Annotated in this window: 6 protein-coding genes and 1 pseudogene; 5 read left to right on the forward strand and 2 right to left on the reverse strand. The window is 73.2% G+C overall.

The window, feature by feature from the left end; translation table 11 throughout:
- Window positions 1–58: 58 nt before the first annotated feature.
- Window positions 59–5,008, reverse strand: a complete 4,950-nt coding sequence (locus ACGFY5_RS18895) for an ATP-dependent helicase (RefSeq protein ID WP_392721392.1) — start codon at window positions 5,006–5,008, stop codon at window positions 59–61.
- Window positions 5,009–5,748: 740 nt separating this feature from the next.
- The gene (locus ACGFY5_RS18900) at window positions 5,749–7,008 is read right to left on the reverse strand and encodes a bifunctional pyridoxamine 5'-phosphate oxidase family protein/GNAT family N-acetyltransferase (protein ID WP_392721393.1); all 1,260 of its coding nucleotides are present in this window, start codon (window positions 7,006–7,008) and stop codon (window positions 5,749–5,751) included.
- Between the two features lie 34 nt (window positions 7,009–7,042).
- Between ACGFY5_RS18900 and ACGFY5_RS18905 the strand changes: the two genes are divergently transcribed.
- The 5 genes and pseudogenes from ACGFY5_RS18905 to ACGFY5_RS18925 all read left to right on the forward strand — a co-directional run.
- Window positions 7,043–8,362 (forward strand): aminotransferase class I/II-fold pyridoxal phosphate-dependent enzyme, encoded by a 1,320-nt coding sequence (locus ACGFY5_RS18905; RefSeq protein WP_392721395.1) that lies wholly within the window; start codon window positions 7,043–7,045, stop codon window positions 8,360–8,362.
- A 120-nt stretch (window positions 8,363–8,482) separates the two neighbouring features.
- Window positions 8,483–8,677: a DUF3046 domain-containing protein gene (locus tag ACGFY5_RS18910; RefSeq protein WP_392721397.1), complete on the forward strand. Its 195-nt coding sequence runs from the start codon at window positions 8,483–8,485 to the stop codon at window positions 8,675–8,677.
- A gap of 207 nt (window positions 8,678–8,884) precedes the next feature.
- Window positions 8,885–9,931: a recombinase RecA gene (gene recA / locus ACGFY5_RS18915; protein WP_392721398.1), complete on the forward strand. Its 1,047-nt coding sequence runs from the start codon at window positions 8,885–8,887 to the stop codon at window positions 9,929–9,931.
- 635 nt (window positions 9,932–10,566) lie between these two features.
- A complete protein-coding gene (locus tag ACGFY5_RS18920) occupies window positions 10,567–11,085 on the forward strand; it encodes a regulatory protein RecX (protein WP_392721400.1) in 519 nt (172 codons plus the stop codon).
- 446 nt (window positions 11,086–11,531) lie between these two features.
- A pseudogene (locus ACGFY5_RS18925) lies at window positions 11,532–12,055 on the forward strand (hypothetical protein); the annotation flags it as partial.

Below are 12,055 nucleotides of genomic sequence, written 5' to 3' on the forward strand. Positions count from 1 at the left end.
CTCACTTCCGTCAGAGCTCGTGGAGAAACTGTGGAGATCTCGGGTGCGCCTGGCGGCGCTAGCCGCGTAGCCGGAGGCCTCGGGGGGTGGCTCGGAAGCCGGCGGCTTCCAGGGCGTCGGCGAGAGGGCTGCTGCCGACGGCGGTGCCGTCGGCGCGTTCGACGGTGAGGCCGCCGAGCCGGCCTGCCTGGACGGCTTCGGCGAGTGCTCCGGCGGCGAGCGCGAGCGTGTCGGGGTCGTCGCGGTAGGAGAGCAGTGTCTTGCCGCCCCGTTCGACGTAGAGCGTCAGCGCGCCGTCGACGAGCACCACGACCGCGCCGGACTTCCGACCGGCCTGGTGTCCCCGCGCGCGCCCCCGCCCCGACCCCTTCTCGGCCCCCGAGGAGCCCGCACCCGCGCCGCCGCGTGCGCCGGCACCGCCGGAACCCGTGCCCGAGGCGCTGGCAGCGGCGCCGACGGTGGCCGCGTTGCCGCGCACGCCGGTGCCGGGGGTGCCGCCCGCCAGGGCGGCCCAGGTGCCGGTGGGCTCGGCCCCGCCGAGCGGGTCACCGGCGGCGGACTCGCCGTCGGCACTGCGCCCCGGCCACGGCAACGCCGCGCCGTACGGGTTCGCCGGATCGGTGGCGGCCAACACCACGGCCTGCGGCCGATGGTCGTCGGCCTCCAACTCCGAGGCCACGGCCCGCAGCCGCTCCACCGCCCCCGGCTCCGCGAACTGCGCCCCACCGAGCCCTTCGACGAAGTACCCGCGCCGCACCCGCCCGGTGTCTTCCGCCGCGCCCAGCACCCGGTACAGCCCCCCGAAACCCCCGGGGAGCCGCTCCGGCCCGACCGTTCCGCGCACGACCACGCCGTACCGGTCGAGCATCACCTCGGCGGCCGCGTGCGTCCGACGCGTCGGATCGAGCTCCCGCTCACCCACCAGCGACCAACGCCCGGCCATCGTCGGCGGCCCGCCCCGGCTGGGCATCGCCGGCCGGGGCACCCCCGGGGCCGCGCTGCTCAGGCCGCTCAACCCGCCCCGACCGAGCCGCCGGAACCGCGCCGGGGGCGCACCCCGGCGCACCGGGTGCCGCGTACGGCCTCCGCTCTGCAGCGCACGCAGCGGCGCCAACGTGTCGTTCGTGACGACCCCGGCCCACACGAGATCCCACACCGCGGCCGCCAGATCCGCGTCGTCGGTGGTGCCCACTGACGCCCCCACAGCGTCCGACAGTGCTCGGAAGAACAGTGCACGACCCCCGTCGAGCGCCTCGAGTACCGCGTCGTGCACCGGCGTCGTGCTCCACTCCGCCGCGGGCGGCAACAACAGCGGCGCAGCGTCCGCGTACGCGAGCGTCACCCACCCGTCGTCACCGGGAAGCGACCCGGCGCCGCTCCACACCACCTCACCGGCCGTGCACAACTCGTCGAGCAACGCCGGGGAGTAGCCGGGCACCCGCGACGACAGCACGAGCTGCTCCAGCGCCGACGCGGGGATCGCCAGCCCCTGCAGCTGCTCCACCGCGCGCAGCAGCGAGTCCGCAGCGCCGGTGCGGAGCTTTCGCCCGCTGATCGGCTGAGCTGCGGTGATCTGCTGCCACCGGGCGAGGAACGTCGCATAGGCGGCCGGGCCGACCGGCTCGACCTCCTTGCGCAGCGCGGCCAACGAGCGCCGCCGCAGCGTCCGCAGCACCTCGGCGTCACACCACTCGGTGCCCGCCCCGTCCGGCCGGAACTCGCCGGACGTGACCCGGCGGCTCGCGGCGAGCCGCTGCAGCGCGCCGTGCACGACCGCGACGCCGAGCCCGAACCGCTCGGCGCACTCGGCGGCGCGGAACGGGCCGTGCGTGCGGGCGTACCGGCTCACCAGGTCGCCCAGTGGATCGCGCACCGGTTCGGTGAACGCCTCCGGCACCCCGACGGGCAACGCGACGCCGAGCGCGTCACGCACCCGCCCCGAGTCCTCGATCGCCAGCCACCGCTCCTCACCGGCGATCCGCACCCGGATCGCGCGCCGCGTGGTCTCCAGCTCGGCGAGCCACTCCGCGGTGGACCCCCGCTCCGCTGCCTCGGCGGTGCTCAGACCACCCAGCACCCGCAGCAGATCGGCCGTGGAGTCGACGTCGTGCGCCCGGCGTTCCTCGGTGAGCCGCTGCAGTTGGAGCTCGGTCTCGGCGATCACGGCCGGATCGAGCAGCTCACGCAGCTCCGCCCGGCCGAGCAGCTCGGACAGCAGCGACGAGTCCAACGCCAGCGCCTGGGCGCGACGCTCGGCCAGCGGTGCGTCGCCCTCGTACAGGAACGCGCCGACGTACCCGAACAGCAGCGAGCGGGCGAACGGCGAGGGCGCCGGCGTCTCCACCTCGACCACGCGCAGCGTGCGGGACTGCAGGTCCTTCGCGAGGCCGATCAGCCCGGGGACGTCGAACACGTCCTGCAGGCACTCGCGCATCGTCTCCAGCACGATCGGGAACGACCCGAACTCCGACGCCACACCGAGCAGTTGGGCCGCGCGCTGGCGCTGCTGCCAGAGCGGCGTCCGCCGCCCGGGGTTCCGGCGGGGGAGCAGCAGCGCTCGGGCCGCGCACTCACGGAACCGGGCGGCGAAGAGGGCCGAGCCGCCGACCTCGTCGGTGACCAGCGGTTCGATCTCCTCGGGCTCGAACAGCGCGAGGTCGGCCGTCGGGGTGGCCAGTTCGCCGGTGACGTCGGGCAGCCGCAGCACGATGCCGTCGTCGGAGTGCAGGGCCTGCACGTCCAGGCCGGTGCGCTCGCGGAGCCGGGCGGCGATCGCCAGCGCCCACGGTCCGTTGACCGGCGTGCCGAACAGCGAGTGCACGACCACGCGCCAGTCGCCGAGTTCGTCGCGGAACCGCTCGACGAGGATCGTCCGGTCGTCGGGGAGGCGGCCCGTGGCCTGGCGCTGTTCCTCCAGGTACGCGAGCAGGTTGGTGGTGGCCCACTGGTCGAGCCCGGCCGCCGCGGCGCGGGCTGCCGCGGCCTCGGCGTCGAGGCCGGACAGCTCGCGGAGGAACCCGCCGATCGCGCGGCCCAGCTCCACCGGGCGCCCGGCGGTGTCGCCCTTCCAGAACGGCATCCGGGCGGGCTGACCCGGCGCCGGCGTCACCAGTACCCGGTCGTGGGTGATCTCCTCGATGCGCCAGGACGTCGAGCCGAGCAGGAACACGTCGCCGACCCGGGACTCGTAGACCATCTCCTCGTCGAGCTCACCGACCCGCCGGCCGGTCTCCCCGGGCGTGCCGACGAGGAAGACGCCGAACAACCCCCGGTCGGGGATCGTGCCGCCGCTGGTGACGACCAGCCGGTGCGCGCCCGGCCTGGCCGTGAGCACACCGGTGACCCGGTCCCACACCAGCCTGGGGCGCAACTCGGCGAAGTCGTCGGACGGGTAGCGGCCGGCCAGCATGTCGAGCACGGACTCCAGCGCGGAGTCGGGCAGTTCGGCGTAGGGGGCGGCGCGGCGCAGCACCGCGGCCAGGTCGTCGACCGCCCACGGCTCCATCGACACCATCGCGACGACCTGCTGCGCCAGGACGTCGAGCGGGTTGCGGGGGTAGCGCATGGCCTCGATGCGGCCGGCGGCCATCCGTTCCGCGACCACCGCGCAGGAGACCAAGTCGCCCCGATGCTTGGGGAAGACGACACCGCGGGACGCGGCGCCCACCTGGTGCCCGGCGCGGCCGATGCGCTGCAGCCCCGACGCCACGGACGGCGGCGCCTCCACCTGTACCACGAGGTCGACAGCGCCCATGTCGATGCCGAGCTCGAGGCTGGACGTGGCGACCACCGCGGGCAGCCGCCCGGCCTTGAGGTCCTCCTCGATGTCCCGCCGCTCCTCACGCGACACCGACCCGTGATGCGCCCGCGCCACGACGGGCGGCGCCCCCGCCGCACCCCCGGCCTGAGCCATCACCTCCGCCGGCATCCGCCCGCCCCGCCCGCCGGCGGCCGGCCCGAAGACATCGGCCGAACCTCCGTCGGCGCCGGGGCCGCCCGCGCCGCGCCCGCCCGGGCCGCCCGGCCCAGCGGACGCGGCTGCGAGGCCGGCGGCCTCCTCGGTGCGCTCCTCCGCGAGCTCGTTGAGGTGCGCACAGAGACGCTCGGCGAGCCGCCGGGAGTTCGCGAACACGATCGTCGACCGGTGACTACCGACCAGATCCAGCACCCGCTCCTCGACCGCCGGCCAGATCGAGTTCCGCCGGGGCGCACCCAGCGCGTTCCCTTCCACCTCACCGGAGGGCTCGCCGAGCTGCGACATGTCCTCGACCGGCACCTCGACGGTGAGCTCCACCTGCTTCGACGACGGCGGCTGCACGACCGTGACCGGACGGGCGCCCCCCAGGTACCGGGCGACCTCTTCCACCGGCCGCACGGTGGCCGAGAGCCCGACCCGCTGCGCCGGCCGCTCCAGCAACTCGTCGAGCCGTTCCAAACAGAGCGCCAGGTGCGCGCCGCGCTTCGTGCCACAGACCGCGTGCACCTCGTCGAGAATGACGGTCTCGACGCCCTTCAGCGCCTCGCGCGCCTGCGAGGTGAGCAGGAGGAACAGGGACTCGGGCGTGGTGATCAGGATGTCGGACGGCGCCCGGGTGAACGCCCGCCGGTCGACGGCCGGGGTGTCACCGGTACGCATCGCGACCGTGACGTCGGGCTCCTGGTGGCCGAGCCGCTGGGCCGCCTGCCGGATACCCGCCAGCGGCGCACGGAGGTTGCGTTCGACGTCGGCAGCGAGCGCTTTGAGTGGACTGACGTACAGCACCCGGCAACGGCGGGATGCGTCCTCCGGCAGTGGCTCCCGGCTCAGCCGGTCGAGCGCGGACAGGAAGGCGGCAAGCGTCTTGCCGGAGCCCGTCGGGGCGACCACCAGCACGTCGTCGCCCTTGCCGATCGCCGACCAGGCGCCGAGTTGCGCCGCGGTCGCCTCGGCGAACGCGGAACGGAACCAGGCGCGTGCGGGCTCACCGAACGCCTCGACCGGGTCACCCCCGGAGAATTTCTCCACCACGCCACCATCGTGCCTCGACCCACCGACAGAAACGGTGAAGGCGATCCGGTCAAGATCCACCCTGGGGTCGACGCACACGACTTCAACCCACCGTTACGGTCTTAACACGCTGAGCGTTCGAACGGCGGGGGGTCGGTCGAACGAAAGCGTGTAAACCGGGCGAAAGGGCGGTGCGGGGTGTTAATCACCGCGACGACAGGGTCAGGCACGAGAACGCCGTGGCGTTTCTGATCCACCGGGCGCGAAAGCTGTGTCGGACCCACCTCCGGCGCAGGCACTGGCCCCGGTAACCCGGCAAGAGGTCCGGCCACTCGGACCATCACGGCAAGGAAACCACCGCGGGGACGCGGTGATCGGTCGGCAACCGCTGACGATGTGACGCCGCCCTTCGGGGCCGCGCGGTTATACCGGTGAGCTGGTCGGATGGGGGTCCGGCTAGTACGACGGCGCCGGTTGGACCGGGAAGCATCGCATCGGTGGTCTCGTTCTCCCGCGGAGAGGGGACGCACGGGGAACTGGGACGCCGAGCTCTGCTGCCTTCGGGCGCGGGGTTCAGTGGGAAGCACGGCCGTCCAGCGGCTGGGCGGCGGAATCGAGGGGGTTCCGTCGTCCAGCCGCGCCCCCCTTCTCAGACATTCCGGGGCGGCCATCGGCGGGTGTGTGGGGCGCACCACCGATGGAGCGGCGCTTCGGGGGAGCGGCGGTACCGAGTGACTCCCGTCCTCGGTACCGCCGCCCTTTCAGTTCTCGAGCCGGGCCCGCAGTCGGTCGCGGTGCTCCGGCCACTCGGGTGCGGTCATTCCGTAGATCACGGTGTCGCGCCAGGACCCGTCCCGTCGCTTCTTGTGCCGGCGGTGCACACCTTCACGCACCGCTCCGAGCCGCTCGATCGCCTGCTGTGACCGCAGGTTCCGGATGTCGGTGTGCCAGGTGACCCGCTCCGTGCCGAGCGTCTCGAACGCGTGGCTGAGCAGCAGCACCTTCGCCTCGGTGTTGATCGGCGACCGCCACCACGCCTTGCCGAGGAACGTGTACCCGATCGCGATCGACGGCCGGTCGGGCTCGATCTCGTAGTACGAGGTGCTGCCGATCGCGCGGCCCGTCGCCCGGTCGATCTGCGCGAACGGCACCCGGACGCCACGGTCCGCATCGGCCAGTGCCGCCGCGACCAGCTGTTCCATCTGCTCGCGCGTGCCGGGAACGGGGTGCGGGATGTGCTCGTGCACCTCGGCGTCGCTCGCGGTGGCGAGCAGGTCGTCGACGTGCTGCGGACCGAGGGCCTCCAGCCGGACGTGGCGCCCCTCCAGCACCGGGGCGCGGAACCAGGCGTTCTTCGGGCCGGCCGAGCCGGGGCGCCGGTAGGTCTTGAGGTAGCTGGGCGTCGCGATGTCGGCCAGGTCGGCGGACGCCACCGGTGCACCCGGAACCACGCGCAGCGGTAGGAAACCGGCCCAGTAGGAAAGGGGGACGTCCTCCGGCTCGTCCTCGACGACTGCGCCGGGAACCAGCCGGTCGCCGATCTTCGCCGACGCCTCGGCCAGCGGCACCGCGAGTACCGCGGTCGCGGCCAGCTCCTTGCCGCTCGGCGGCCGGCAGTCGGCGGCGCGACCGGCCGCCGCCTGCTCGAGCAGTGCGTCGAGCGCGCGGAGCTTCTCGTCGCGATCGGTCACCGTACGGGCATGGCCGTGCACCATCACCGAGCGGTAGTCGACCGAGTGGTTGAAGCCGGAACGTGCGAACACCAGGCCGTCGAGCAGCGTCACCGTGACGCAGACCGGGGTGGGTGCCTCGCGCAAGGGCCTGCTGGCGGTGGATCCGTGCAGGTAGAGCGTGTCGCCGATCCGCGCGTGCAGCGTCGGGATCACCCGGGGCGCCCCGTCGATCACGAGGCCGAGATGCGCGACGAGCGCCTCGTCGAGGATCGCGCTGATCGTGTCGGAGTCGTAGCGGGCGCGGTCCGCGTAGCGGGTGGGCACGGTACGTGGGCTGGGAGCGTCCATCCTCGGGCCTTTGTTCTGGTACAAAGTTAATTTTGTGACGACACAATATCGGATCACCGGCCGACGGGCGGAAGAGATTTCCGCGGCTGTGGAAAACGGAGTCCGGGAGGGCGAGCTGCCGCCGGGGTCCGTGCTGCCGCCGGTGCGTCAGTTGGCGTCCGACCTGGGTGTCGCACCCACCACGGTCGCGGCCGCGTACTCGATCCTGCGCCGCCGCGGTGTGGTGGAGACGGCGGGCCGGCGCGGCACCCGCATCCGGCCCCGCCCGGCGACCGCGCCGCGGTCGGCGGTCGCGATCGCGGTTCCGTCGGGTGCGCGCGACCTGGCGCACGGAGAGCCCGATCCGGCGCTCCTCCCGTCGTTGGCGCCGGTGCTGTCCCGTCTGGTGCCGGAACCGTACGGCTATGCCGACGACACGGTGCTGCCGGCCGTGCGGTCGCTGGCCGCGGGCCGCCTGGAGTCCGACGGCGTCCCCACCGAGGCACTCACGCTGTGCCACGGCGCGCTCGACGCGATCGAGCGGTGCCTCTCGACCCGGGTGCGTCCGGGCGACCGGGTCGCGGTGGAGGATCCGGCCTGGGCCAACCTGCTCGATCTGCTCGCCGCGCTGGGCGTCGAGCCGGTGGGCATGGCGGTGGACGGGGACGGTCCGTTGCCGTCCGCCGTCGACTCGGCGATCCGGCGTGGTGCCACCGCGATGGTGGTCACCAGTCGCGCCCAGAACCCGACCGGGGGAGCGATCAGCGGAGCGCGGGCGGCGGAGCTGCGGGACGTGCTCTCCGGGCACGACCTGCTGCTCATCGAGGACGACCACGCCGCCGAACTGGCCGGCGTCCCGCTGGCGACGCTCGCGGGCGTCACACCGTACTGGGCCGTGGTGCGATCGGTCAGCAAGCCCTACGGCCCCGACCTGCGCTGCGCCCTGCTCGCCGGTGATCCGACGACGGTGGCCCGGGTCGACGGCCGCCGCCGGCTCGGGCCGGGCTGGGTCAGCCGGCTGACCCAGCAGATCGTGGCTGAGCTCTGGAAAGACGTGGCCGTGGACGCTGTGATCGCGCGCGCCGCGAGCGTGTACGACGCGCGTCGCGGTGCGCTGTTGGACGCGCTGCGGGACTGCGGAGTTCCGGCGACGGGCCGCACCGGCCTCAACGTGTGGGTGCCGGTCACCGACGAGACCGCAGCGGTGACGGCGCTGCGGGACGGCGGGATCGTGGTCGCGCCCGGGTCGCGGTACCGGGTGAACTCCGGCCCCGGCATCCGGATCACCGCCAGCACCCTGCCGGAAGCCGACGCCCCGGTCGTGGCGGCCGCCGTGTCGTCCGCGGTCGCCGCACGGATGGCGCCCCACCGGTAGCGCGGGTCGCGGCGCGGACGGCCGGTCGCGCTGAGCTGCGGCCGTGGTGGCGTCCGGTGCCGCCGAGACGGCTGTGGACGACACGGCGGATCGGGCGGGGGAGCAGGTAGCCTGGCCGCCGTGCGGCTCACGGAATTCTGGCAGCGGATGGACGCCGCGTTCGGTCCCGTCTACTCCCGGTCGGTCGCGTCCGACCAGGTCCTGGCGACGCTCGGCGGCCGGACCGTCGAGCAGGCGCTGGCCCAGGGCGAGGACGCCAAGTGGGTGTGGCGTGCGGTGCACGCCGCGTTCGAGCTCCCGGCGAGGGAGCGCTGACTCTCACTCTCCGTGTCCGGAGCGACACGCCTGTGGAAGGTGTTGCGCAATCGAACATAAGTTCGGTTAGCATGGCTCTACGCGCATCGTGACCGACCATCGGAGTGCTGGTGTCCACAGATCCGCGCCAGAGCGCGAAACTGTCGTACCCAGCCTCTAGCGTCAGCCGCGATGAAAACTTCCCGACGACTTCCCAAGGCGGCAGCCATGCCAGCAGCACCTGACCGCGACAAGGCGCTCGAGGTAGCGCTAGCCCAGATCGACAAGCAGTTCGGCAAGGGCTCCGTCATGCGCCTCGGCGAGGACAACCGGCCGCCGATCGCCTCGATCCCCACCGGCTCGATCGCCCTCGACGTGGCGCTCGGCATCGGCGGGCTGCCCCGTGGTCGCGTCATCGAGATCTACGGCCCGGAGTCCTCCGGTAAGACCACGGTGGCCCTGCACGCGGTCGCCAACGCACAGGCCGCCGGCGGTATCGCCGCGTTCATCGACGCCGAGCACGCGCTCGACCCGGTGTACGCCAAGGCGCTCGGCGTCGACACCGATGCGCTCCTGGTCTCCCAGCCCGACACCGGTGAGCAGGCGCTCGAGATCGCCGACATGCTGGTCCGCTCCGGTGCCATCGACATCATCGTGATCGACTCGGTGGCCGCTCTGGTGCCCCGCGCCGAGATCGAGGGTGAGATGGGCGACAGCCACGTCGGCCTCCAGGCCCGGCTGATGAGCCAGGCGCTGCGGAAGATGACCGGTGCGCTCAGCAACTCCGGCACCACCGCGATCTTCATCAACCAGCTGCGCGAGAAGATCGGCGTCATGTTCGGCTCGCCGGAGACCACCACCGGTGGTAAGGCGCTGAAGTTCTACGCGTCGGTCCGGCTCGACGTCCGTCGCATCGAGACACTCAAGGACGGCTCCGACGCGGTGGGTAACCGCACCCGCGTCAAGGTCGTGAAGAACAAGGTCGCGCCGCCGTTCAAGCAGGCCGAGTTCGACATCGTCTACGGCCACGGCATCAGCCGCGAGGGTTCGCTGATCGACGTCGGCGTCGACCAGGCTCTGATCCGTAAGTCCGGCGCCTGGTACACGTACGAGGGCGACCAGCTCGGGCAGGGCAAGGAGAACGTCCGCAAGTTCCTGGTCGACAACCCCGATCTGGCTGACGAGATCGAGAAGAAGATCAAGGAGAAGCTCGGCATCGGCGCCATGGCTGACGCCGACGTCAACGGGGTCGCACCGGCTCCGGTCGACTTCTGAGCCCGAACCGGCCCCGGGCCGGTAACGCCCCCGCCGGGAACGCCCCGGCGGGCCCCGCCCCCAGCCCCACGGCCCCTTCCCCCACCCCACCCGTACCAAGCCCCACCGCGCCACCACCGCGCTCCCACGCGACCGTACCCGCCGCGCTCGACGAGCCCGCCGCCCGCGCACGAGCGGCCGCTGATCGCGCGTCGGCTCCCGCCGGAGCGGCCGCCGACCGCGCGGCGATCGCGCGTGCGGCTCTGGAGGAAGCCGAGCGTGTTGCTCATTCGCGCCCTGCCGACGCTTCGGCGGCCCCGGGCGCGGGCTCTGACCGCGCTGGTGCTCCGGCGGGAGCGGCCGCTGATCGCGCGGCGATGGCTCGTGCTGCCTTGGAGGAAGCCGAGCGTGTTGCTCGGGCCCGCGCTGCTGACGAGTCGGTGGACGAGGGTGGGCGCGCGCGGCGTGGTGGCTCGCGGGGTGGGCGCACCGGGGCCGGCGAGTCGGGTGGTCGGGAGCGCGCCGGGCGGTGGGGGACCACCGGACGGGGGTCACGGCGGAGTGGAAATCGTCGGCGTGGCGAGGAGCGCACGAGCGGTGATGAGTCGCCAGAGTGGACGGACGGTGACGACGCCGGTCCGGACGACGACGCTCCGATGGCCAACCCCGAGCAGGTCGCCCGGAACATCTGTCTCCGGCTGCTGACCGTTCAGCCCCGCACCCGGGCCGAACTAGCCGCCGCGCTGGCGAAGCGCGACGTTCCGGCCGAGGCCGCCGACGCGGTGCTCGACCGGTTCGGCGAGGTCGGCCTCATCGACGACGCGGCCTTCGCGCGCGCCTGGGTCGAGAGCCGCCAGCGCGGTCGCGGGCTGGGACGCAGTGCGCTCGCCGGAGAGCTGCGCAAAAAGGGCGTCGATCGGGAGATCGTGCAGGAAGCGCTCGAAACGATCGACGGTGACGCCGATCTTGCGGCGGCTCAGCGACTCGTCGCGAAGAAGCTCCCGAGCACGCGCGGGCTGCCCTCCGACAAGCGGGCCCGGCGTCTCGTGGGGATGCTCGCGCGCCGCGGTCACCCGGCGGGTCTGGCCTACCGGGTCGTCCGTGAGGCGCTCGCCGCGGAGGGGTCCGATCCCGACCTGGCAGGCGTGCCCGACCCGACGCTCACCGACGACTGAGCCGCAATTGTTGGTCACTGTGAGTAGTCAAGCCTTGACCTCGGGTCGAGAGTGAGGCCGGTGAGCGGCGGGTGGACGTTCCTTGACCGGCCGGTAACCTGCACATAGCCTCACGGGTACTGAGATCGAGCCTGTGTACGTGACATCTCTTGATACGCACCTGCGATACCCATAACTCCGCGAAGACCGCTTCGTGCTGAATGTGCTGGACTGAGTTGGATACTCGGACGGTCCCGTCGGGGCTGACCGTGTCCTCATAGGCTGATCGGTCCTCTGGGTCCGATCGCGCTCCGTCGTGCACTCAAGCGACGGAGCCTTCTTCGTTCGTTCGGGATGCGCGACGGCGTGTCCCGTACTGCGGGCTCGTGTGCGTGCCCCGGCACGAGGACTGCCCGGTCTCCGGACGGACTTCCCTCCGCGGCCGCACGCCGGGACGAGGAGGGGCCATGTCGTCGGAAGCCGAGTTCGCCGGTTTCGCCGTGGTCGTTCTGTTGGTGGCGGTGGTGATCGCCGTAGTGACGGCGTTCGTGGTCCTCCGCGCACTAGCCCCCCGCCTCCGACCCCCCACCCCCCAAGACCCACCCGCCCCCCTCCAACGCACCGCCCCCACCACCAACGCCCAGGCCGTCAGCGCCAGCGGCGCCACGGGCAGCGGCGCCACGGGCAGCGGCGCCACGGGCAGCGGCGCCACTGGTACTGGCGCCACGGGCCGTGGCGGCGCGGACACGGACGCTGCTCGCGGTGCGGACACGAACGCTGCTCGCGGCGCGGGCACCGGCGCTGCCGGCGGACCCGACACCGGCGCCGCTGGCGCATCGGACACCGGGGCCGCCGGCATTGGCGCCGCGGGCGCAGCAAGCATGGGGGCCGCAGGCACCGGCGCTGCGGACGACTCGGGCGCTCGCACTCCGGGCACCGGCGCGCTTGGCGTCCCGGGCGCCGCCGGCACGGGCGCCGCTGGCACGGGCGG

This window comes from Cryptosporangium sp. NPDC048952 (genome assembly GCF_043197895.1).
GTDB lineage: Bacteria > Actinomycetota > Actinomycetes > Mycobacteriales > Cryptosporangiaceae > Cryptosporangium.

Bases quoted from the DNA above. Each gene is read 5' to 3' on its own strand.
- recA (WP_392721398.1), top strand. From the start codon at position 8,885: ATGCCAGCAGCACCTGACCGCGACAAGGCGCTCGAGGTAGCGCTAGCC.
- ACGFY5_RS18900 (WP_392721393.1), bottom strand. From the start codon at position 7,008: ATGGACGCTCCCAGCCCACGTACCGTGCCCACCCGCTACGCGGACCGC.
- ACGFY5_RS18920 (WP_392721400.1), top strand. From the start codon at position 10,567: ATGGCCAACCCCGAGCAGGTCGCCCGGAACATCTGTCTCCGGCTGCTG.